This is a genomic window from Collinsella sp. AM28-11LB, from assembly GCF_003469895.1.
In the GTDB taxonomy this organism is placed as follows: domain Bacteria; phylum Actinomycetota; class Coriobacteriia; order Coriobacteriales; family Coriobacteriaceae; genus Collinsella.
In genome coordinates this window covers 84,583-107,060 of record NZ_QSKJ01000008.1, presented here as the reverse complement: position 1 = coordinate 107,060, position 22,478 = coordinate 84,583, and the positions used below count along the sequence as shown (strand labels likewise).

The window sequence follows — 22,478 nt, the reverse complement described above, 5'->3', positions numbered from 1 at the left end:
GGCCCGCGCCCCCTCACAGAAACGCGAGCCGTCAACGGACTAGTAAATTACGCCGGATACCCGCTAGTCATGGTATTCGCCACGGTCCCACTTCTCGAGGAACTCGTCAAAGAAGTGCGGGTCGGCCTGAGCCTCGGCGTCGGCCTTATTGCAGGCATCGATCTTGGCAATCAGGGCATCGTGCTCGGGAGTCTTGTCGTAGGGCTCCTCCAGGAAAGCAAGCATGATATCGGCCATCAGGAACTCGCCGGTGATCTTGCCGCCAAAGCCCACGATGTTGGCGTTGAGCTCACGACGGGCATACAGGGCAGAGGTCATGTCGCGAACCAGGGCGCAGCGGGCGCCGGGAACCTTGTTGACGGCGTTGGTGATACCGATGCCGGTGCCGCACAGGGCCACGCCAAAGTCGGCCTTGCCGCTGGCAACAGCCTCGCCCACGGCCTTACCGTAGATGGGATAGTGCGTACGGGAGTGGCTGTAGGTGCCGCAGTCGAGCACCTTGTAGCCAGCCTGCTCCAGGCGGTCGGCCAGATAGATCTTCTCGTCCGTAACGATATGGTCGCAACCGATTGCGATGGTCTTCTTCATCAGAACGTCCTTTCGTCTGAATTCACAAGTTGAGGTAGAAGTTCGAGTTCTCGGTGGCTCTCGTTAGGCCATCTTGTTGAGCATGTCGACACGGATCTGGTGACGGCCGCCGGCGTACTGGGCGCGCAGGAACTCGCGGGCGATCTTCTTGGCGACCTCGGTGCCCACGACGCCCGGGCCCATGGTGACCATGCGCGAGCCGTTGTGCTCGCGGGTCATGTAAGCGGAACGCTCGTCGGAAATGTTGGCGACGACCATGCCCTTGATCTTGACGGCAGCCATATAGGAGCCGACGCCGTACTTATCGAATGCGAAGCCCTGGGAATCCTTGTGCTCCAGCAGGTCCTTGGCAACGGCGGTCGCGGAATCGACAAGGTCCGCGGCAGGGGTCTCGGAATAGTCGACGACTTCGTGACCGTCGGCGATGAGCATCTCCTTGATGGACTCCTTCATCGACATACCGTCGGCATCGGAAGCGATTACAACCCTCATGACATCCTCCTTGAGAGATACGCAGATGCGTAGTTTCTGTTTGGAAGTGTTGAATCGCGTTCAGGTCCGGGCATCTGAATGTGCGGTTCTTCACTGTTCATGTTTATTTGAACACATTCGAACATTAACTGCAACAACTATTTGTTTATCTTTGTTCTTTTTTGAACAAATACCATTCACGGGTGATTGCTGACCGTTTGGGTCTGGCGCGGACGTAGCGACCATGTGTCCAACAAACAAAAGGGCGGCCGAGAACGTGTCTCGGCCGCCCTTCGGCAGTATGCCCCGGTTTATACAGCTGTTTTAGCTACACGGACTGCCCACCCTTCTTGGCATGCTTGGACGGAGCGCTCAGAAAGCGCCCCGTTAAGTAGTTCGCCGGACCGGAAATATCGATCCCCAGCAGCGTGTGCCCCAACCACAGAAACGCCGCGAGCACCAGCAACGGAATAACACACGAGGTCACGATCATCACGATAACGCCTTCGATCAGATCAGTCACCTGCTGCACAATCTCATCGGTCATCTGCTTGGCGCCGCTGGTCACCGATGTGACAAGACCCGAGGCACCGTCGGCAAGCTGCTCAAGCACGTTCTTGGGCTCTGTGGACTCGGTCTTTTTCTTGCTTGCTTTGGAATTGTCGCTATCCGCCACGTCTGCAGCGTCGGCCGCCTTTTGCTCGGCCGCCTCGATGCTCACTCGATACGTTTCGTCGACCCTTTGCGATACCCACACGCTTGCAGGCACCAACGCCATGCCGATCATGGCGACTACCAGCACGCGGGTCGCCACGCGGCGCAGGACGGCACTCGTGCTCCAGCGTCCGTGAATGCCAAGCGAGACCGCAAAGAGCACCAGAGCAAACGGGATCAGGATGCCCAGGCCCACCGACCACAAGATGGTCAGCAGATATTTCTCGAGGTAGAGCACGGCAAGCACAATGCCCAAGTTGCCCGAAAGCTGGGCGAGCTGCTCGGCGACCGGCGTTCCCGTATCGCCCGGCAGCGCCGTAATGCCCGCAGACAGCGCCACGCACGAGGTCGTGAGCGCCAAAACGTTGCCCTTCTTTTGATCGATAACCTCGATGGTGGAGTCCCAAGTTTTGGTATCGGCGAAATGCGGACGAGCTACAAAGCCCAACAGCAGCGCCAGTACCACGAGCGCAACGATAAAGCCAATCTGCAGCTTTTTGTTTGCGCACACGACATCGGACAGGCTGGGCTGCAGCTCGGTTACTGTCGTGTGCTCGGTTATCTGGACAGAACGCCCATGAGCTACCTCGTGCGCGTCTCTTTTTTGTATTGACCCGTTATCCGGCATTTGGATACCTCCTCAGTCCGGCCTGTATTGCGGATGGAAGTATACCCACCCAGCGAAAAACCGAACGGAAGGGCGGCAGAGCACCCCAAGACTGTCCCCAACGACTAGTCGTTTAAGAACGTCCCCAATGACTAAAGGAGTGGCCCAAACTGCCGGCAGATAGGGAACGTCCCCAACTGCCGGATGCCGCAACTTGGAGGAGGACGGAAAAAGCCCTGTCGCGGGTTTGCGGCAGAGCTTTTGGAAGGGGACTTGATTGTGAGGACTCGTTAGGCGAGCTTGGCCTCGAGCTCGGCGATGCGCTTGTAGGCATCGATGGTAAAGCGGGCCTGCTTCTCCAGAATCATGGTGGTCATGAGGGTGTCCTGGGCGTGAGCCATGATGAAGGTCATCTCCATCTCGCCGCCGCCGGCCTCCTGCGACAGTAGCTTGGTCTGCGTGTCGTGAGCGCCGATGAGTGCATCGCTGGCATCCTTGTGCAGCTGCTCGGCCTTCTCAAAATCACCCTCGCGAGCAGCATCGAGCGCTGCAAGCAGATCGGTCTGGGCGTCACCTGCGTATGCGACAATCTCGAATCCAACCATCGAGATTTCTTCTTTGGTTGCCATATTGCGTTCCTTTCACATATGAACCAATGGAGAGCATCGCGTCCGGGCATACGCGCTGCGTTGTGTATGACAGAAACAATAACATTCAAACAAAAAAGAACAGCGCAAAACGTGATTTCGAGCTATGAACGGTCGCTTTTCGCCCGTGAACGGTTTTTAAACCAATCTGAACAATATCGAACACAATTAGCGGCAACCCAAACAGACCTACGCCCTAGCGTACATCGCGCACCGTATCACCCTCGACGAGCACGCCCGGAAACAGCATGTGCTCCACACCGGGCGCAACGCCCTCGGCGCCGACAATCTTGTCGACCGCCCACATGCCGACGCGCTTGTTGTCAAAGCGCACCGTGGTCAGGCGACGGTCGGGCACGATATCGCCCAGGCTGTCATCAACACCCACCACACTCACGTCCTCGGGCACGCGCTTTCCGCGCGACTCGAGCCCGCGAATGCAGCCGTAGGCCATGGCGTCGTTGGAAGCATAAATGGCCGTACAGGTCGGATCATCCGCCAGGGCCTGACCTGCGGCATATCCGCTCTGCGCCGTCCAATCGCCACGGATAAGTCGCGGTGGCTCAATGCCATGCGCACGCAATGTCTCGCGCCGGCCTTCCTCGCGCCGCATGCCCGAAAGCGAGCGCTCGGGACACGAGATAAAGTGCACGGTCTTGTGCCCCCGCTCCAGCAAGTACTCGACCACCTGGCGCGAGCAATCGAACTGGTCGTTATCGACCGTTGAACAGAGCGGGTGCTCCAACATCGTAACGAGCACCGTCTGCATGCCGGGCAGCGGCTCAAAAGTGCCAAAGTCTGCCGGCATGCGATTCATGATCACAACCATACCGTCCACTGGCAGTGCGCTCATGCGCGACGATGCGCTCTCGAGGGTATACGGATGCCCGTCTACTTTAGTGAGGGTGATGGCATAGCCGTGTTTGTCGGCAGCGGCGGCAAAGCCCTCCATACGGTCGAGATTGCCGGTGCCGGTAATGTTGAACATGGCGACGCCGACGGTCTTAAACTTACCGCGGCGCAGCGATCGACCGGCAAAATTGGGGCGATACCCCAGCTCGCGCATGGCGGCACGCACGCGTTCCTTGGTCTCGGAGCGCACGCTGGGCGAATCGTGCACGGTGCGCGAGACCGTCTGCTCCGAGACGCCCGCGAGGCGCGCTACGTCTTTGACGGATACCGATATTTTAACAGCGGCCATAGGTCGATCTTTCTATGTCAACGATGCCATTGGTGGCACCTTGCGCAGTCATTTTTAACGCCTTCAAGTATATCCAACGCCTCCCCCACCATACGCTCACCACCCAAAACCTACCGTTCACCGACATTTTTGCTTCCCCGAACGGCTTTTGTCGCCCAAATGTTAACGTTGCCATTGTGCAAACACAGAGCCACCGGGCGGCTCAAACGTTTACGCGTAAGGAATCGACGGTTCGCAGGCACAGGAACCACCGGTTCACTTCTTTTTTTGTGTCACAAAATGGCAACGTCAACATTTTGGCAACCGAAAGCTAAAAGCTACCATCGTTGCTAACCCACCGACTCTTAGGAGCATTGCATGGAGCAACTCATCGCCATCATCGAAAAGGGCCAGCCCTTTTTCAACGCGATCGCCCGCAACAAGTACCTCAAGGCGATCCGCGACGGCTTTATCTCCGTCATCCCCATCATCATCTTCTCGTCCATCTTCTGCCTGGTAGCCTCGGTCCCCAACATCTGGGGTTTCTACTGGCCCGATGACATCAACAACGCCCTGTGGAAGTGCTACAATTACTCCATGGGCATCCTGGCCATCGCCTGCGCCGCCACCACGGCCAAGCACTTCGCCGACGCTCAGAACCGCGATCTGCCCAAGAACAACCAGATCAACTTCATCTCGTGCATGTGCGCGGCCATCATCGGCTTCTTGCTCCTTTCGAGCGATACCATCGCCACGAACGCTGTCAGCGGCTTCAACACCACCTACCTTGGTTCCAAGGGCCTGCTGACCGCTTTCATCGCTGCGTTTGTGACCGGCATCATCTACAAGTTCTTCATTAAGCGCAACATCACCGTCAAGATGCCCGAGCAGGTTCCGCCCAACATCTCGCAGACCTTCAAGGACATCACCCCCTTCTCCGTCTGCATCACCGTCTTTTGGGTTTTTGACATCGTCTTCCGCGCTGCTTTTGGCTTCTGCTTTGCCCAAGGCGTCATCCAGGTGTTCCAGCCCCTGTTCACCGCTGCTGATGGCTACATCGGCCTCGCTGTGATCTACGGCGCCATGAGCCTGTTCTGGTTCGTGGGCGTCCACGGCCCCTCGATCGTCGAGCCCGCCATCGCCGCCGCTCTCGTTGCCAACATGACCGACAACCTAGCTGCGTTCCAGGCCGGCCAGCACGCTTCCGCTGTCCTGACCCAGGGTGCCCAGTACTTCGTCGTCTGCATGGGCGGCACCGGCGCCACGCTCGTCCTGGTCTTTATGTTCTGCTTCCTGGCCAAGTCTCAGGAGATGCGCGCCGTCGGTAAGGCAGCTATCGTCCCCGTGTGCTTTGCCGTCAACGAGCCGCTGCTGTTCGCCGCGCCCATCGTGCTCAACCCCGTCTTCTTTGTCCCGTTTGTCTTTGCCCCGATCGCCAACATCTGGATCCTCAAGATCTTTATCGACTTCTTGGGCATGAACGGCTTTATGTACACCCTGCCCTGGACCGTCCCCGGCCCCATCGGCACCATCATGGGCCTGGGCTTCCAGCCGCTCGCCTTTGTGATGCTCGCCCTTATCCTGGTCGTCGACTTCGTTCTGTACTATCCGTTCTTCCGTGCCTATGACGCCCAGAAGTGCGCCGAGGAGGCCGAGATCTCCCAGGAGGAGCTCGCCGCCAAGAACGCCGAGAAGGCCGCCAAGCTCAACGATGCCTTCCAGGGCAAGGCTGACGCCAAGAGCGTTGCTGCCGGCGCCGCTGCCGAGGCCGTGAAGGCTGACGCCGCCCCCGCTGCTGCCACCACCGAGGCTACGGCCGCCAGCGACCTCAACGGCAAGCGCGTGCTCGTGCTCTGCCAGGGCGGCGGCACCTCGGGCCTGCTCGCCAACGCGCTGGCCAAGGCCGCCAAGGAGCGCGGCATCGATCTTGAGACCGCTGCCGATGCCTATGGCAACCACGTGGACATGCTTCCCGACTTTGACCTGGTCGTCCTGGCTCCGCAGGCTGCCAGCTACCTGGCCGACCTGCAGAAGGACTGCGAGCGCGTGGGCAACAAGTGCGTCGCCTGCCGTGGTAAGCAGTACATCGAGCTCTCCCAGAACGGCGACAAGTCTCTCGCCTTTGTGAGCGAGCAGCTGTCGAAGTAAGCAACGCTTAGGGCCAGCCAGCTATCCAAGACAGGCTGGCCCTTCGATTTAAACGATTGGATCATCATGTCCGTTAACCCCGCCAGCGTCACCAACCCGCCCGCGCAGTTCCCCGAGGACTTTGTCTTTGGCGGCGCCACTGCTGCCTACCAGGTAGAGGGCGAGACCCGCACCCACGGTAAGGGCAAGGTCGCCTGGGACGACTTCTTGGAGGCCCAGGGCCGCTTCTCTCCCGATCCCGCCTCCGACTTCTACAACCAGTATCCGGTGGACCTGGAGCTGTGCGAGGAGTTTGGCATCAACGGTATTCGCCTCTCCATCGCCTGGAGCCGCATCTTCCCCGAGGGCACCGGCAAGGTGAACCCCGAGGGCGTGCAGTTCTACCACGACCTATTTGCCGAGTGCCACAAGCACCACGTTGAGCCGTTTGTCACGCTGCATCACTTCGACACGCCGCTGCCCCTCTTTGAGAAAGGCGACTTCCTCAACCGCGAGACCATCGACGCCTTTGTGGACTTTGCCACCTTCTGCTTTAAGGAATACGCTGACCAGGTGACCTATTGGTTCACCTTTAACGAGATCTGGGCCGACGCCTCCAACACCTACATCGAGGGCACCTTCCCCGGCGGCGTCAAGGCGCACCTGGCCGAGGCTTTCCAGTGCGAGCACAACATGATGCTCGCCCACGCCAAGGCTGTACTGGCCTTCCACAACGGAGGCTTTAAGGGCAAGATCGGCGTCATTCAGTCGCTGGAGTTTAAGTACCCGCTCAACGAGAACGACCCCGCCGACATCAAGGCCGCCAACAACGAGCACGTGCTGCAAAACCAGTTCCTGCTCGACGCCACCTTCCGCGGCGACTATGCCCCCGACACCCTCGAGTGCGCCAACCGCCTGGCTGCCGTCTCGGGCGGCACCATCGAGATCCTGGACGAGGACCTCGAGATTATGCGCGAGGCAGCGCTCTACAACGACTACCTGGGCGTTAACAACTACCAGTGCCGCTTCCTCAAGGCTTACGATGGCGAGAACGACCTGCACCACAACGGTACGGGCGAGAAGGGCACCGGTCGCTGGCGCGTCAAGGGCATTGGCGAGCATGTGAACAAGCCCGGCATCCCCACCACCGACTGGGACTGGATCATCTATCCCGAGGGTCTGTTCGATCTGCTCGTCTACATTAAGCAGCGCTACCCCAACTACAAGCAGATCTTCATCACCGAGAACGGTATGGGCTACAAGGACCCCTACAAGGACGGCTTTGTGGACGACCAGCCGCGCATCGACTACATCGAGCAGCACCTGCGCTGGCTGCTTAAGGCCATGGAGGTGGGCGTCAACGTGGGCGGCTACTTCCTGTGGAGCCTGCAGGACCAGTTCTCCTGGACCAACGGCTACAACAAGCGCTACGGCTTCTTCTACGTAGACTTTGAGACCCAAAAGCGCACGCCCAAGGCGAGCGCCTACTGGTACAAGCACGTGGCGCAGACCCGTCGTCTGGACTTGTGACTGGCGGGGTTGCCCGCTCACACAACCTGTCCCCATTTCTCAGCCGGGGGGCGGCACGTCACACGGCGCGCCGCCCCCGGCCTTTTTGTGCAGGTCGGAAGCCGTTTGTCTCAATCTGTAACATCTAGCCGAGTTTTTGGGTCCTAGCTGTTACAGATTGAGACGAACAGGATTGCTCTTTCCGAAAAATCTAAATCTGTAACACGTAGCCCGCTTTTGACCGTCTACCTGTTACAAATCGAGACAGACGGAGTAGGACCTAACCCCGTATGTCCCTAACAGTCGAGCGTTCGACCAGCGTGCTCGGCACATGAATCGCCTCGATAGACGAGCTCTCTCCAATCGCCGCCTCAAACGCAAGCTTACCGACACCGCGCAAATCAAATCGCAGCGTCGTCAGCCGATTGTGAGGAACAAGTCCCTCGAGTGCGTCGTCGATACCAACCACGCTCACGTCGTCGGGCACGGACAGGCCCGCGTTCTCGAGCGCGGCGATAACGCCCAGCGCCATCTGGTCATTTGCCGCAAGCACGGCAGTCGGCGTCTGCGACCCGCCGGCAAGCACCTCGGCCGCAATCCGCTCGCCCATGGCGTACCCACTGTCCGCACTCCAATCGCCACGCAGCATCGGAGCGGCATCGACATGAGCACGACCCAGCGTATCGCGCCAACCGGCCTCACGAAAACGCGAGGAAATCGAGTTTTCCGGACCCGCCACAAACCGCATATTCGAGTGACCATGTTCCAGCAGATAATTGGTCAACAGCTCGCACGAACCATACTGGTCGGAGTCGATCGTCGTGCAGCGCGGATGCGCATACATGGACAGGATGACCGTTCGCACTCCCGGCTGGGGAACAAACTCCTCAAAATCGGGAGCCATGCGGTTCATGTTGAGAATCATGCCGTCGACGGGTCGCTCGACCATGCGGCGCGAGGCATCGGCAAGTGCATAGGGCTTGTCGCCGCCCATCTCGATCATAGTGACGGCAAAATCGTGCTCGCGCGCCGCTTGCATGATACCCTCGAGCGTCGCCAGGTTACCGACACGTGTGATGTTGTACATGCACAGGCCAATAGAACGATACGACCCGCCGCGCAACGCCGTTCCAGCAAAATTGGGACGAAAGCCCAGCTCTTCCATGGCGGCCAGCACACGCTTGCGCGTCTTTTCCGTCACGTTGGGCATACCGTTGACCACGCGAGACACAGTCTGGCGGCTCACGCCAGCGAGCGCCGCAACCTCTGCCGCGCTCGCCGAACGACCATTCCTTGTCCGCTGAGCCATGCCTTCCACGCTAACCTGCTTCCCAACTATTCCCCGCGCCCATGGCGCATCGTACATACATTGATAACGTGCTCATGATACCCGAGCCATATACCACAACATGAAAACTTCTGTCAATCAAAACCGCTTACCGAACAAATACAACCGTTCGCGGCTGTTTAAAGTTGTTTTGTTTCTATACATCCCAGCCGGATGTTAACGTGCTCATTGTCAAATGTTCACGTGCTCATTTTGATTCTAATCATTTTAAGATAGTGTTTATCGGGCTTTTTCACCGCTGAACGCTAACCAGGGAGCCTCCTGAGCACAAACGCACAATATCGAACAGCGAGACGAGAGGGTGTATGCATATGTCTTTGCTAAACCGCGTACAGCAGCTGCCGAAGGGCTTTGTTTGGGGCGCCGCAACCGCCGCGTACCAAACGGAAGGTTCCACGAAGGTGGCAGGCAAGGGTAAGACCATGTGGGACGATTACCTTGTCGCCCAGGGTCGCTTTTTGCCCGACCCGGCCAGTGATTTCTACAACCGCTACGAGGAGGATATCCGCCTTTCTGCCGAGCATGGGCTCAACGCCATCCGTGTGTCCATCGCCTGGACCCGCATCTTCCCCAACGGCGACGATGCCGAGCCCCTCGCCGAGGGCGTTAAGCACTACCACGAGCTGTTCGCCTGCTGCAAAAAGTATGGCGTCGAGCCCTATGTGTCCCTGCATCACTTTGACTCCCCCGCCGCCCTGTTCAACCAGGGCGACTGGCTCAACCGCAAGACCGTCGACGCCTATGTGCGCTATGCCGAGTTCTGCTTCCGCGAGTTCCGCGAGGTCAAGAATTGGTTCACCATCAACGAGCTCATCAGCCTCTCGCACTCCCAATACATCCAAGGCAACTTCCCGCCCAACCATCACTTTGATGTGACGAGCGGCATCCAGAGCCAGCACAACGAGCTCGTTGCCCACGCCCGCGCCGTCAACCTGTATAAGGATCTTGACGAGACCGAGCACCTGGGCGGCCGCATTGGCATGGTCAACGTCCTGACGCCGGCATATCCTGCCACCGACTCGCCCGCCGACCAGCACGCCGCCGACCTGTACAACGCCTTCTACACCGACTTCATCATGGACGGCGCCTTCCTGGGCCACTACTCCGCGCGCACCCTCTCACTCATCAACGAGATTCTGCGTGCCAACAACGCCACGCTTACGGTTGAGGACAGCGACATGGAGGAGCTCGCCAAGGCGGCGCCCCGCAACGATATGTTCGGCCTCAACTACTATCAGTCGGCGTTTATCGCCGCCTACGATGGCGAGTCCACCAACAGCTTTAACGGCACCGGAGACAAGGGCACCTCGTGCTTTAAGTTTAAGGGCGTCGGGCAGCAGGTCGATATGCCGGGTATCCCCACCACCGACTGGGATTGGCTCATCTACCCGCAAGGCCTCTACGACACGCTCAAGCACATCAGCGCCACCTATCCCAACCTCCCCGTCATCTATATCACCGAAAACGGCCTGGGCCACAAGGACCCCGAGCCCGACGCAAACGGCATCGTCGCCGATCCCGAGCGCATCGACTTTGTCGACCAGCACATGGAGAAGGTGCTCCAGGCGCGCGCCGAGGGCGTCGACGTCCAGGGCTACTTTATCTGGAGCCTGCAGGACCAGTTCTCGTGGGCCAATGGCTATAACAAGCGCTACGGCCTGTTCTACATCGACTTCGACACGCAAAAACGTTACATCAAGCAGTCGGCACTCTGGTACAAGGAGCTCGCCGACACTATGGCGGACGCGCAGTAGCGCATCGCCTCGCTTTCCCCCGAGAAGGGAGCGGCCCTATGCGATACAAACCCAGCCGCTCCCCTCTCTCCCCCTGGGACCGACCCCGCCTGCACCCGGGCTTTTAGCAAGCGGGAGACCATATAGGTTTTCAACGTCCATGCCATTAAGATTTCATGCAAAGAGGAGCGTGAACTATGGAATCGATCGTTAAGTTCTTGGAGAAAGGTCAGCCGTACTTCGACAAGGTCTCTAAGAACATCTACCTTCAGGCCATTAAAGACGGCTTTTTGGCAGCAATGCCCATCATCCTGTCTTCTTCTGTCTTCCTGCTTATTTCGACCCTGCCGGGCGTTGTCGCCACGGTCGGCGGCTTTACGCTGCCCGACTGGTGGAACGTCGACGTCGTGAACTTCTGCAACAAGGTTTACAACTTCACGATGGGCGTCGTGGGCATCATGGTCGCCGGCACCACCGCAAGCGCGCTGACCGGCTCCAAGAACCGCCGCATGCCTGCCGGCAAGGCCATCAACGCCACGAGCACCATGGTCGCCGCCATGTGCGCTATGCTCATCTTGGCCGTTACCCAGACGAGTGCCAAGATCGACGGCGCCGATGTCTCGGTGTTCTTTACCGACAACATGGGCACCAAGGGCCTGCTGAGCTCCTTTGTCGCCGCATTTGCCACGGTCAACATCTATGCCTTCTGCATTAAGCGAGACATCACCATCAAGCTGCCCAAAGAAGTCCCCGGCGCCATCGCCCAGAACTTCCGCGACATCTTCGCCTTCAGCTTCTCCATCCTGTTTGTCGCTGTCATCGACGTTATCTGCCGCACCTGCTTGGCCGTCCCGTTTGCCAACGTCATCTCCACGCTGGTGAGCCCGCTGTTCGCCGCTGCCGATTCCTACGCCGGCCTCGCCCTCATCTGGTTCATGATCCCGCTGTTCTGGTTCATGGGCATCCACGGCCCCTCGGTCGTTAAGCCTGCCCTCAACGCCGCGCTGTTTGGCAACATCACCACCAACCTCGCCACGCTGCAGGCCGGCGGTCACCCCGCCCTCGCCCTGACCGAAAACTTCGGTAACTACATCGGCGAACTCGGCGGCACCGGCGCCACGTTCATTGTCCCGATCATCTTCCTGCTCTTTATGCGCTCCAAGCAGCTCAAGGCCGTCGGCAAAGCCTCTGTCGTGCCCGTGATGTTCGCCGTCAACGAGCCGCTGCTGTTCGCCGCGCCCATCATCCTCAACCCGTACTTCCTGATCCCGTTCCTGTTTGCCCCCGTGGCCAACGTCCTCATTGGTAAGTTCTTCATCGACTTTTTGGGCATGAACGGCTTTATCTATGCCATGCCGTGGGCACTCCCCGGACCGATCGGCACCTTCATCGACACCAACTTCCAGCCGATCTCTCTGGTCCTGGTTGTCGTCCTGCTGGTCGTTGACTTCTTGATCTACTACCCGTTCTGCAAGGCCTACGACAACGTCCTGTGCAAGCAGGAGGCCGAGACCCTGGCCGAAGAAGAGGCCGAGGAGACCAAGGCAGTCAAGACCGCTGCCGCCCCCGCCGTTGAGGCTCCTGTTGTCGAGACCGCTTCTGCCACCGAGGCCTCCGCAGCTCCGTCCGCCCTTAAGGGCAAGGATCTGAGGGTTCTGGTTCTGTGCGCTGGCGCCGGCACCTCTGCACTGCTCGCCAACGCGCTTAAGGAAGGCGCCGACGAGCTGGGCATCGGCATTACCGCCAACGCCGGTGCCTACGGCAGCCACTACGCCATCATGGACCAGTACAACGTCATCGTCCTGGCTCCGCAGGTTCGCACCTATTACAACGAGATGAAGGCCGACACCGACCGCCTGGGCATCACGCTGCTGTCGCCCAAGGGCAAACAGTACATCGACCTCACTAAGGATCCCAAGGGCGCCGTCGCCTGGATCGAGGAAAACCTCGAGGCATAAGACGCTGACACCACCTGCCGCTTGCAGACAATAAATGGCCCGTGCATCGATGTGTGATGCGCGGGCCATTTTGTTTAGACCGCACCCGTCCTCCTGTTCATCTCAATCTGTAACATCTAGCCGAGTTTTTCGGTCCTATCTGTTACAGATCGAGATGAACGCACAGGCCAAGCCGAAAATCTCAATCTGTAACATGTAGACCACTTTTGACCGTCTAGTTGTTACAGATCGAGACAAACGAAATAAGCCGGGCCAAAAATCTCGATCCGTAACATCTAGCCGAGTTTTTGGGTCCTAGCTGTTACAGATTGAGACAAACGGAATAGGCCGAGCACGTCTACGCCCGCAAGTCCTTTACGCTGGAACGCTCGACCAACACGCCCGAGACGAGCGTACGGCTTCTGGAGCTCGGGGCTTCCAGACCTGCGACGACCTCGTTAAGCGCACGGATGCCCAGCTCGCGGTGGCGAAACTTCACCGACGTCAGAATCGAGTTGGGAATCGTCTTGTAGAGCTCATCGTCGAAGCCGATCACGGACACGTCGTCGGGCACGCTGAGCCCTTTGTCACGTAGGGCCATCATCACGCCGTTTGCCATGCAGTCGTTAGCGGCGAGGACCGCCGTGCAATCGGGTTTATCGGCAAGCACAAGGCCCGCGGCATAGCCACTATCCGCATTCCAATCGCCTTGCAGGGGCTCGGGCGGCTCAATGCCACGTGCCTCGAGTGCCGCACGCCAACCTTTCATACGACACTGGCTCGACAGCGACTCTTTCTTACCAGAGACGAAGTACACGTTCTTGTGCCCGTGATTCAAGAAGTACTCGCACGCCATGCGCGCGCCGCCTTCTTGATCGTCACTGACGGTGGAGCAGGTAGGATGCTCCATCGGTGTGATAATCACCGTCTTGAGGTCTTTCGGTGCCTCAAAGGTATCAAAGTCATCGACCATCTGGCGCAGGTTGAAAATCATGCCGTCGACGGGAAGCTGCGACATCCTACGCGCCGCATCGGCAAGGGTCATCTTCTCCCCTGCCCGCTTTTTGATCATCGTGAGCGCAAAGCCGCGTTCTTCGGCGGCATCGGCGATACCGTCAATCATGTCCACGGCACCGCCCGACAAGTGAAACAGCACGACGCCGATGCACCCGTAACGGCCTAACTTGAGCGAACGCGCGGCAAAGTTGGTTCGAAACCCGAGCACCTCCATGGCCGAATGAACCTTATCGCGTGTCGACTCTCGCACGCTATCGGGCTCGTTGATCACACGCGAAACCGTCTTGAGAGAAACGCCTGCGGCAACTGCCACATCATTCATTGAGACATTTTTCTTGTCCATCGTTGCCACTGCTTCTCCACTCGGTTCTCTATCGCTTGTTTTTTTGTGTTCTAGCATACACTACCTGCTCGACTGACAAATCAACCGTTTACCGGACAATATCGACCGCTCACCCGTATATCCTTGTTGCTCTTCCAAAAATGTCTTACGTTGTCATTAACGAAATGACAACGTTGTCATTTCGCAATGCCTTCCTTAAGCAGGAAGGTTTCCGGGCAGTCCTGACCATCCATCGACGACCAGTTCCATCCACATGCATCGCGCATCAAGTAGCAAAGGAGCTCTATGGACGCCATCGTAAAGATGCTCGAAAAGCATCAACCGTTCTTTGAGAAGATCTCGAGGAACATCTATCTCCAGGCCATTAAGGACGGATTCCTTGGGTGCATGCCCATCGTCCTCACCTCTTCGATCTTTCTGTTGATCGCCACCCTTCCTGGCGTAGTTGGCATCACGCTGCCCCAACCGCTCATCGACTGGTGCAACAAGCTGTACAACTTCACCATGGGCGTTATGGGCATCATGGTCGCCGGCACCACTGCCAAGAACTTTACGGCTTCCATGAACCGTCGTATGCCCGCCGGCAAAGTGCTCAACGACGGTTCCACCATGGTGGCCGCCCAGTGCAGCATGCTGCTGCTCGCAGTCACGCAGTTCACCACCAAGTTCAACGGCTCCGAACTTTCGGTCTTCGATTGCACCAGCATGGGCACGCGCGGTCTGTTCTCGGCCTATATCGCCGCGTTCATTACCGTGTGGGTCTACAAATTCTGTGTCTCGCGCGATTTGACTATTAAGCTACCCAAGGAGGTCCCGGGGGCCATCGCTCAGAACTTCCGCGACATCATCCCCTTTGGCGGCGCCGTCATCATCTGCGGCATCATCGATGTCGTCGTGCGCAACCTCATGGGCGTTCCGTTCTCCGAGCTGCTTATCAAACTGCTCTCCCCGCTCTTTACCGCCGCAGAAACCTATCCTGGCCTTATCCTTATCCAGGCAGCCACCGCGTTCTTCTGGTTCATCGGCGTCCACGGCCCCTCGATCGTCCAGCCGGGCATCGACCCCATCCGTCTTGCCAACCAGGCCGAGAACCTGCAGGTTCTGCTGGCAGGCGGTCACCCCGCCCACTCCCTCACCTTTAACATGTCGCTCGTGGGTGAGTTCGGCGGCACCGGCGCCACGTTCATCGTGCCGCTTCTGCTGATTCTCTTTATGAAGTCCAAGCAGCTCAAAGCCGTCGGTAAGGCCTCGATTGTTCCTGTTGCCTTCGCCGTCAACGAGCCGCTGCTCTTTGGCGCGCCGATGATCCTTAACCCCTACATGCTCATCCCCTTTGTTGCCGCCGGTTGCGTCAACGTGAGTGTTGCCAAGTTCTTTATCGATAACGTGGGCATGAACGGCTTCTCCTTCGTGGTGCCTTGGGCTACCCCCGCCCCCATCGGCATCTTCATCACCACGAACTTCCAGCTTATCGCCCTGGTATTTGTCGCGATTATCATCTTGCTGGACGCCATCATCTACCTGCCGTTCTTGAAGGCATACGATAAGCTGCTCTGCGACCAGGAGGCCGAGCGCGCCGCCGAGCTGGGTCTCGAGTCCGATGGTGCCGCTTCCATCGCCGCCAGCACCTCTGCGCCCGCCATCGAGCAGACCGCCGCTGCCGTCGAGCCGACCGCCGCTGCCGCCGACAGCAAGCCTGTCGCCGATCAGCCCGAGCCCGCTGCCGATGCATCCGCCAAGAAGGATGTCGATGGCCTGAAGGTCCTCGTCCTGTGCGCCGGCGCCGGCACCTCTGCCATGCTCGCCAACGCCATCAAGGAAGGTGCCGCGCAGACCGGAGAGAACATCGCTTCCTCCGCAGGCGCCTATGGTCAGCACACTGCCATCATGGATCAGTACGACGTCATCGTGCTCGCCCCGCAGGTTCGTAGCTACTACAACGACATGAAGGCCGACACCGATCGCCTGGGCATTAAGCTGCTCGCTCCCCGCGGTAAGGAATATATCGACCTTACTCGCGACCCCGCTGGCGCCATCAAGTGGCTCCGCGAGAACCTCGACTAGTTCCTCCCTCTGTTGGTGCCCGGATTCCCGGTTCGGGCACCTCTCCCTATTCGTATCCCACAGAAAGGATGACTCATGACCAACCCCATGCAGTTCCCCGACGGCTTTGTGTTTGGCGGCGCCACCGCTGCTTACCAGGTTGAGGGCGAGACCCGTACACACGGCAAGGGCAAAGTGCCCTGGGACGATTTCCTGGCTGCTCAGGGCCGTTTCTCCCCCGACCCCGCAAGCGATTTCTACAACAAGTACCCGGTCGATATCGACCTGTGCCAGCGCTTCGGCATCAACGGCATTCGTGTCTCCATCGCTTGGAGCCGTATCTTCCCCAGCGGCACTGGTGAGATTAACCCCGAGGGTGTTGCCTTCTATCACGAGCTCTTTGCCACCTGCAATAAAGCCGGCGTTATCCCCTATGTCACGCTCGATCACTTTGATACGCCCGAGGCCTTTTACCAGAACGGCGGCGAGGGCTTCCTGACGCGCACGACGATCGACGCCTTTGTCGAGTACGCCAAGTTCTGCTTTGCCGAGTTCACCGAGGTCAAGCACTGGTTTACCTTTAACGAGATTCCCGCGACCGCCGAGGGCAGCTTTATCGTCGGCAACTGGCCGCACGGCGAGAAGTATCGCCTGGACAAGGCCTTCCAGCTCATGCACAACATGATGGTGGCCCACGCCAAGGCCGTCGTCGCCTTCCATGAGGGTGGCTTTGAGGGCGAGATCGGCATTGTCCAGAACCTGGAGCCCAAGTATCCCCTCGACCCCAACAACGCCGCCGACTGCGAGGCAGCTCGCATGGCCGACGTCATCAACAACCGCTGGGTACTCGACGCCACCTTCCGCGGCCACTATGCCGCCGACACGATGGAGGCTGCGACCAAGCTGTCCCATATCGCCGGCGGCGAGCTCGACGTCCGCGACGAGGACATCGCCGCGCTGACCGCCGCGCTCCCCTACAACGATTGCCTGGGCGTCAACACCTACAAGTGCCAGTTCCTGCGTGCCGCCGAGGGCGAAAATGACATCAACCACAATGGCACCGGTGACAAGGGCTCCTCGCGCTGGTTCCTCAAGGGCGTGGGCGAGTCATGCGTGCGCGAAGGCGTACCCACCACCGATTGGGACTGGATCATCTATCCCGAGGGCCTCTACGACCTGCTGCTGCGTATTAAGAACGATTACCCCAACTACAAGAAGATCTACATCACCGAGAACGGCATGGGCTATAAGGACGACTTCGAGGATGGCTTTATCGACGACGCCCCTCGCATCGACTATATGCGCCAGCATCTCGCATGGATCCTCAAGGCAATCGACGGCGGCGTGAACGTCGACGGTTACTTCGTGTGGTCGCTGCAGGACCAGTTCTCCTGGACCAACGGCTATAACAAGCGTTACGGCCTGTTCTACATCGACTTTGAGACCCAGAAGCGCTATCCCAAGGCAAGCGCGTACTGGTACAAGAACGTCGCGGAGACCGGCCTGCTCATGGCCTAACTTTTGCCGCATACCCCCTGTCGGCCGCATACGAATCCCTCCATGGGTTCGCATGCGGCTTTTTTGTTTTGGTGGGCCCGAGCGGATCATTCGTCTCGATCTGTAACATCTAGTCGAGTATTTCGGCCCTAGCTGTTACAGATTTAGACGAACGGGTGGCCCGGGCCGAACAATCTCGATCTGTAACATGTAGACCACTTTTGACCGTCTAGATGTTACAGATCAAGACAATAAGATAGTCAAATCCAAACTTTCCAAGCAGTTATGAAGCATGGTTTCTAGTTTTCGGTATCACGAACATACTTTCGGTATCATTTAATGATATTATGATATCGAAAGTGTGTTCGTGATACCGAAAGGAGCCGCATGCGCCAGTTCGATTACACCACAGTCCCAGCGGAACTCGAAGCAACTCCAATCACCAACCTCCTCCTCTCGATACGCGAGCATAAAGGCCGACAGCTTGCTCTGAGTCAAGTCAAACCCGAACTTCTATCGTCCCTTATGGAGGAAGCTAAGATCCAAAGCACCCAATCCTCCAACGGACTTGAAGGAATTGTTACCACCCAAAAAAGACTCAAAGCGATCATGGCGTATTCCGCCAAGCCAAGCTCCCGCGCAGAGGAAGAAATCGCTGGATACCGAGATGTGCTGTCGCTTATTCACGAGCAACACGATTCCATTCCCGTAACGCCATCGGTCATTCTGCAGTTGCATCGTGACCTCATGGTACACACAGCAATCTCGTATGGGGGCCATTGGAAAGATAGCGATAACGAAATCATCTCCATCGACGATCAAGGCAATCGATTTGTGCGCTTTAGGCCGCCTTCGGCCCTAGCAACCCCCGGACTTATCGAAGAAGCCTGTCGGTCCCTCAACGACGCCTTATCTCGTCAAGTTTGCGACCCCCTCCTTATATCATTCCGCTTCATCTTCGATTTTGTCAGCATTCATCCCTTCAACGATGGCAATGGCAGGATGAGCCGGCTCCTTACAACGCTGCTACTCGAAAAGACTGGATACGACGTTGCGCGTTACATCAGCATCGAACGACTTATTGAAGACAACAAGGCGCTCTACTACAACGCCCTCGCTGCAAGCTCCGCTGGATGGAATGAAAATCAAAACACCGAAGCACCCTTTATCCGTTTCATGCTCGGAACAACCCTGGCCGCCTACCGACAGCTCGAGCAGCGTACCTTAATTGAATCAAGCACTCGTCCCATGTCGAAGCAAGCGCGCATCGCCGTTCTATTTCAACAGAGACCCGGTGTCATTAAGAAATCCGACATCCGATCCAACTGCCCCGATATCAGCGAGGTTACCGTTAAACGAACCCTCGGTCAGCTTGTTAGTTGCAGCGCAATCGAAAAAACAGGAGCGGGTCGTTCGACGGGCTACATACTCAAAGACGTCCATGCTCTAGAACTATTCTTGCAATCCACATTACCCGATAGCGAGGCCGCAATAACAAAAGAGGCTCCAAAGGATAAGCTCCTTGAACGTGTAAACCACGCCGAGGATGAAAGCAGAGAGGGGCTCTATGAAGACTACGATTCATTCTCAAGGGACATAAAGACGAAATACGGAGTCTAGTCATATCCCAGAATAGCCTCATCCTTGTTGCCCAAAGTTATTTACGCGTCATTGTAAAGCGGTACCCCCGCGCCGGCAGGGGGCAGATGTATCGCTTGCAGCGCTAGCTAGCAAATGACCTGCGTGAGTTCCTCGATGGCGGCGCGATCCTCGGCGGCGATGCCCGGCTCGCACACCACGGCGTCCAGGCTGTCCAGACGGCAGAAGGTGTAGAAGTCGCGCTTGCCGATCTTACTGGAGTCGGCGATCAGATAGCGCGAGTCGGCCTTGCTAAAGGCGAGCTGCTGGATACGACCCTCATCCATATTAGACGTAGACACGTCGCCATCCAGAATGCCGTTGGCGCCGATAAACGCCGCGTCGATACCCAGCGCACGCAGGGTATCCTCGGCCGTTGGTCCCACAAAAGCGGCGGTACGGCGACGGTACATGCCGCCCACTAGGCACAGGTCGCAGTCCTCGCGCGCCTCGAGCAGGTTAAACACCGAAAGCGAATTGGTCACGATGCGCAGACGAAATGCCGGCAGCATCGAGGCCATCTGCTCAACCGTGGTGCCCGTACCCAAAAAGATGGTCGAGCCCTCCTCGATGAGCTTCACGGCGCGGCGCGCGATCTGCAACTTTTCCTCGGCATGCTTGGTGCGCTTTTCGCTGTGCGAATACTCATGGCGCAACATAGCATGTGGACGGCCCTGCGCACTGCGGGCTCCACCGTGCACGCGCTCGATCTCGCCCAGGCTCGCAAGCTCCTCGAGATCGCGGCGGATCGTCATATCCGAGACACCTAACGTATCAGAAATCTCTTTAACCGAGACCGTGCCCTGCTCTTCGAGCAGCTGACGAACCTTATCCTGTCGCTCTGCCTTAATCACGATGAATCCTCGCCGTTCTTTGCGCGCATATCATTCAAACAGTAACGAACAAATTGTATCAGACTCGTACGCGTCACAAATGAACGCCCGCGCAGCTCCAATCATCACTTTTTTGAGAAAAATACCCCCTGCTTTAGTGGGGTGTAGTGATAATCTCGCCTGTTCGCGCTACAGTTTGTCGGAAATACCTCGATGTTAGGAACCAAATGATCACTTCCGAGCTTTTCGGCACCGCGCCGTGCGGTACCCCCGTTCATCGTTACACCCTCAACGGGCCCGAGATCTGCGTTCGCATTATGGACTATGGTGCCACCGTGTTGGGCATCGACGTGCCCGACATCCCCGGCAACGTGCGCGATGTGGTGCTGGGCTTCGATAAGCTCGAGGATTACTTTGACAACCCCGCCTGCTTTGGCGCGACCATCGGACCTGTGGCCAACCGCACTGCAGGTGCCACGATCACCATCGCCGGCACGGACTGGCATATGCCCGCCAACGAGGGCACCAACAACCTGCACAGCGATCTTGAACATGGTCTGCACAAGCGCGTATGGGACGTTGAGCTCGACGAGGTCCACAATGCCGTACGCATGACCACCTCGCTTGAGGACGGTGAGCTGGGCCTTCCCGGCAACCGCACCTTTACGGCCGTGTTTACCGTGACGCGCACCGGCTGCTTCCGTATCGAATATGGCTGTGAGAGCGACCGCGCCACGTACGTGTCCATGACCAACCACACGTACTTTAACCTTGCCGGTCACAACGCCGGTATGGACTGTGAGCACTTCTTTGTTGCTAACGCTGCCCGCTACCTGCCCATCAACGAGCAGAACATCCCCACCGGCGAGATTGCTCCGGTCGAGGGCACGCCGTTTGACTTCCGTGAGCTGCGCCCCGTCGCGCCTGGCATGGAGGCCGACGATCCGCAGATTAAGCAGGCACGCGGCTACGACCACTGCTTGTGTATCGATGGCTATCAGTACGGTCGCAACCTGCGCCGCGCGATGCACGTCGAGGAGATGTGGACCGGCCGCGAGCTGGACTACTACACCACCGCCCCGGGTGTGCAGCTCTACACCGGCAACTGGCTGGGCGACGAGCACGCCAAGGACGATGCCAACTATGGCTGGGGCGCCGGCTTTGCCCTCGAGGCAGAGATGTACCCCGACACGCCGCACCAGCCGCTGTTCCCGCAGGGCATTGTGGGCCCGGGTCACCCCTACAGCAATGTGATCGAATACCACTTTATGAGGCACTAAGCCCATAATGCAACATATCGCACAGCAACGCCCGCCGGCACCACCGCCGACGGGCGTTTTGCTACCTAGTCATTGGAGACAGTCTTCACTGCCAGACGAGAAGGACTGTCCCAATCTGCCGGCACTTGGGGACGTTCCTAAAAGGCCGGCACAAAAGGAACGTCCCCAAGTGCCAAGGGTGTCCCCACTGACTAGTTGAACAGATTGCCGATGGGGTCGGGGTCGGAGCTGGGGAGGTAGCGAATTTCTAGCTCTATGCCGACCTTTTGCAGCTCTTTGAAGGCAGCGACGTCCTCCTCGCCCACGGCAACTGCGGACGTCACGGGGCGTCTACCCTCCCCTGCCTGCATATGACCAATGCTGATCTTGCTGATCGGCACACCGCCCTTAACCAGCGCGAGCGCATCGGCGGGTGAGGCCACCATAATCAGAATCCATTGGCGCGGCGTTGCGGTATGAATGATGTCGATGGTCCTTTGCACCGAGAAAAACCGCGTCCACACACCCTCGGGCGCCGCGACCCTCATAGGCGCCCACTTGCGCGAATCAGCCGCAATCTCGTCGTTGACGATTAGGACGAGGTTGGAACCCACAGCCTCGTTCCACAGCTCAACGTCTTGCCCGTAAATAAACCGATCATCGATACGTGTAAGAAGGATCCTGGGTTGAGCCATGGCAGCCCCATTCTGTTTGAGACCCGTAAGAGCAAGACATCGCGTTTCCAATATTAGTGCATTTAAAGTGAGAAAAGCCGTCAGAACACTTGCGCGGATTTGCGATGTCCCGTATCATAGACAGCCGTTGACGCCTCAGTTGCGTCACCACATGGCCGCCAGCGTAGCTCAGTTGGTAGAGCACCGCTCTCGTAAAGCGGGGGTCACCGGTTCGAGCCCGGTCGCTGGCTCCATTGCACAAGATAGCCGCCTTCGGGCGGCTTTTTTGTTGCCGATTTTGAGTGCGCATACG

General features: G+C 58.1%; 17 protein-coding genes and 1 tRNA gene. 9 read left to right on the top strand and 9 right to left on the bottom strand.

Annotated features, from left to right (window positions below):
- Positions 1–63: 63 nt before the first annotated feature.
- The 5 genes from lacB to DW732_RS07160 form a co-directional block, all read right to left on the bottom strand.
- A complete protein-coding gene (gene lacB, locus DW732_RS07180) occupies positions 64–588 on the bottom strand; it encodes a galactose-6-phosphate isomerase subunit LacB (protein WP_117743257.1) in 525 nt (174 codons plus the stop codon).
- Between the two features lie 63 nt (positions 589–651).
- Positions 652–1,080, bottom strand: coding sequence for a galactose-6-phosphate isomerase subunit LacA (gene lacA, locus DW732_RS07175; protein WP_117735479.1), 429 nt, complete (start codon positions 1,078–1,080; stop codon positions 652–654).
- 307 nt (positions 1,081–1,387) lie between these two features.
- Positions 1,388–2,401 carry a hypothetical protein gene (locus DW732_RS07170; RefSeq protein ID WP_117743258.1) on the bottom strand — a complete coding sequence of 338 codons (1,014 nt, stop codon included), beginning with the start codon at positions 2,399–2,401 and terminating at the stop codon, positions 1,388–1,390.
- A gap of 269 nt (positions 2,402–2,670) precedes the next feature.
- Positions 2,671–3,009, bottom strand: coding sequence for a PTS lactose/cellobiose transporter subunit IIA (locus DW732_RS07165; RefSeq protein WP_055252615.1), 339 nt, complete (start codon positions 3,007–3,009; stop codon positions 2,671–2,673).
- A 214-nt stretch (positions 3,010–3,223) separates the two neighbouring features.
- Positions 3,224–4,228, bottom strand: coding sequence for a LacI family DNA-binding transcriptional regulator (locus tag DW732_RS07160; RefSeq protein ID WP_117743259.1), 1,005 nt, complete (start codon positions 4,226–4,228; stop codon positions 3,224–3,226).
- A 357-nt stretch (positions 4,229–4,585) separates the two neighbouring features.
- Here DW732_RS07160 and DW732_RS07155 point away from each other — a divergent pair, with 357 nt between their 5' ends.
- Positions 4,586–6,355 carry a lactose/cellobiose PTS transporter subunit IIB gene (locus DW732_RS07155; protein ID WP_118099157.1) on the top strand — a complete coding sequence of 590 codons (1,770 nt, stop codon included), beginning with the start codon at positions 4,586–4,588 and terminating at the stop codon, positions 6,353–6,355.
- Positions 6,356–6,421: 66 nt separating this feature from the next.
- A complete protein-coding gene (lacG, locus tag DW732_RS07150; protein ID WP_118099156.1) occupies positions 6,422–7,864 on the top strand; it encodes a 6-phospho-beta-galactosidase in 1,443 nt (480 codons plus the stop codon).
- A gap of 259 nt (positions 7,865–8,123) precedes the next feature.
- Here lacG (DW732_RS07150) and DW732_RS07145 read toward each other — a convergent pair whose 3' ends face one another.
- Positions 8,124–9,152: a LacI family DNA-binding transcriptional regulator gene (locus DW732_RS07145; protein ID WP_233539395.1), complete on the bottom strand. Its 1,029-nt coding sequence runs from the start codon at positions 9,150–9,152 to the stop codon at positions 8,124–8,126.
- Between the two features lie 344 nt (positions 9,153–9,496).
- Here DW732_RS07145 and lacG (DW732_RS07140) point away from each other — a divergent pair, with 344 nt between their 5' ends.
- Positions 9,497–10,945: a 6-phospho-beta-galactosidase gene (lacG, locus tag DW732_RS07140; protein WP_006234822.1), complete on the top strand. Its 1,449-nt coding sequence runs from the start codon at positions 9,497–9,499 to the stop codon at positions 10,943–10,945.
- Positions 10,946–11,121: 176 nt separating this feature from the next.
- Complete coding sequence (locus DW732_RS07135) at positions 11,122–12,882, top strand: PTS lactose transporter subunit IIBC (RefSeq protein WP_118099154.1); 1,761 nt, start codon at positions 11,122–11,124, stop codon at positions 12,880–12,882.
- A 337-nt stretch (positions 12,883–13,219) separates the two neighbouring features.
- Here the strand turns inward: DW732_RS07135 and DW732_RS07130 are convergent, their stop codons facing one another.
- Positions 13,220–14,221: a LacI family DNA-binding transcriptional regulator gene (locus DW732_RS07130; protein ID WP_158567375.1), complete on the bottom strand. Its 1,002-nt coding sequence runs from the start codon at positions 14,219–14,221 to the stop codon at positions 13,220–13,222.
- 285 nt (positions 14,222–14,506) lie between these two features.
- Here DW732_RS07130 and DW732_RS07125 point away from each other — a divergent pair, with 285 nt between their 5' ends.
- The 3 genes from DW732_RS07125 (at position 14,507) to DW732_RS07115 (ending at position 19,381) form a co-directional block, all read left to right on the top strand.
- Positions 14,507–16,285 (top strand): PTS lactose transporter subunit IIBC, encoded by a 1,779-nt coding sequence (locus DW732_RS07125; RefSeq protein WP_118099152.1) that lies wholly within the window; start codon positions 14,507–14,509, stop codon positions 16,283–16,285.
- A gap of 75 nt (positions 16,286–16,360) precedes the next feature.
- The gene (gene lacG, locus DW732_RS07120) at positions 16,361–17,782 is read left to right on the top strand and encodes a 6-phospho-beta-galactosidase (protein WP_199407118.1); all 1,422 of its coding nucleotides are present in this window, start codon (positions 16,361–16,363) and stop codon (positions 17,780–17,782) included.
- 366 nt (positions 17,783–18,148) lie between these two features.
- On the top strand, positions 18,149–19,381 hold the full coding sequence (locus tag DW732_RS07115; RefSeq protein ID WP_117743264.1) for a Fic family protein: 1,233 nt from the start codon (positions 18,149–18,151) through the stop codon (positions 19,379–19,381).
- Positions 19,382–19,488: 107 nt separating this feature from the next.
- On the opposite strand, the gene DW732_RS07110 is transcribed toward DW732_RS07115, so the two are convergent.
- Complete coding sequence (locus DW732_RS07110) at positions 19,489–20,253, bottom strand: DeoR/GlpR family DNA-binding transcription regulator (protein WP_233539394.1); 765 nt, start codon at positions 20,251–20,253, stop codon at positions 19,489–19,491.
- A gap of 206 nt (positions 20,254–20,459) precedes the next feature.
- Between DW732_RS07110 and DW732_RS07105 the strand changes: the two genes are divergently transcribed.
- Positions 20,460–21,512 (top strand): aldose epimerase family protein, encoded by a 1,053-nt coding sequence (locus DW732_RS07105; RefSeq protein ID WP_118099151.1) that lies wholly within the window; start codon positions 20,460–20,462, stop codon positions 21,510–21,512.
- Between the two features lie 191 nt (positions 21,513–21,703).
- On the opposite strand, the gene DW732_RS07100 is transcribed toward DW732_RS07105, so the two are convergent.
- Entirely contained in the window at positions 21,704–22,186 is a 483-nt protein-coding gene (locus DW732_RS07100; protein WP_117876856.1) for a PTS sugar transporter subunit IIB, read from the bottom strand.
- Positions 22,187–22,343: 157 nt separating this feature from the next.
- Here DW732_RS07100 and DW732_RS07095 point away from each other — a divergent pair.
- Positions 22,344–22,419: transfer RNA gene (locus tag DW732_RS07095), tRNA-Thr, on the top strand.
- Positions 22,420–22,478: the final 59 nt, after the last annotated feature.

What these genes read in the sequence shown, in the direction of transcription:
- DW732_RS07170 (WP_117743258.1), bottom strand. Translation starts at nt 2,401, where the DNA reads ATGCCGGATAACGGGTCAATACAAAAAAGAGACGCGCACGAGGTAGCT.
- DW732_RS07155 (WP_118099157.1), top strand. Translation starts at nt 4,586, where the DNA reads ATGGAGCAACTCATCGCCATCATCGAAAAGGGCCAGCCCTTTTTCAAC.
- lacG (WP_199407118.1), top strand. Translation starts at nt 16,361, where the DNA reads ATGACCAACCCCATGCAGTTCCCCGACGGCTTTGTGTTTGGCGGCGCC.
- DW732_RS07100 (WP_117876856.1), bottom strand. Translation starts at nt 22,186, where the DNA reads ATGGCTCAACCCAGGATCCTTCTTACACGTATCGATGATCGGTTTATT.
- DW732_RS07165 (WP_055252615.1), bottom strand. Translation starts at nt 3,009, where the DNA reads ATGGCAACCAAAGAAGAAATCTCGATGGTTGGATTCGAGATTGTCGCA.
- lacB (WP_117743257.1), bottom strand. Translation starts at nt 588, where the DNA reads ATGAAGAAGACCATCGCAATCGGTTGCGACCATATCGTTACGGACGAG.
- lacG (WP_118099156.1), top strand. Translation starts at nt 6,422, where the DNA reads ATGTCCGTTAACCCCGCCAGCGTCACCAACCCGCCCGCGCAGTTCCCC.
- DW732_RS07130 (WP_158567375.1), bottom strand. Translation starts at nt 14,221, where the DNA reads ATGGACAAGAAAAATGTCTCAATGAATGATGTGGCAGTTGCCGCAGGC.
- DW732_RS07145 (WP_233539395.1), bottom strand. Translation starts at nt 9,152, where the DNA reads ATGGCTCAGCGGACAAGGAATGGTCGTTCGGCGAGCGCGGCAGAGGTT.
- DW732_RS07105 (WP_118099151.1), top strand. Translation starts at nt 20,460, where the DNA reads ATGATCACTTCCGAGCTTTTCGGCACCGCGCCGTGCGGTACCCCCGTT.
- DW732_RS07160 (WP_117743259.1), bottom strand. Translation starts at nt 4,228, where the DNA reads ATGGCCGCTGTTAAAATATCGGTATCCGTCAAAGACGTAGCGCGCCTC.
- lacA (WP_117735479.1), bottom strand. Translation starts at nt 1,080, where the DNA reads ATGAGGGTTGTAATCGCTTCCGATGCCGACGGTATGTCGATGAAGGAG.
- DW732_RS07115 (WP_117743264.1), top strand. Translation starts at nt 18,149, where the DNA reads ATGCGCCAGTTCGATTACACCACAGTCCCAGCGGAACTCGAAGCAACT.
- DW732_RS07135 (WP_118099154.1), top strand. Translation starts at nt 11,122, where the DNA reads ATGGAATCGATCGTTAAGTTCTTGGAGAAAGGTCAGCCGTACTTCGAC.
- DW732_RS07125 (WP_118099152.1), top strand. Translation starts at nt 14,507, where the DNA reads ATGGACGCCATCGTAAAGATGCTCGAAAAGCATCAACCGTTCTTTGAG.
- lacG (WP_006234822.1), top strand. Translation starts at nt 9,497, where the DNA reads ATGCATATGTCTTTGCTAAACCGCGTACAGCAGCTGCCGAAGGGCTTT.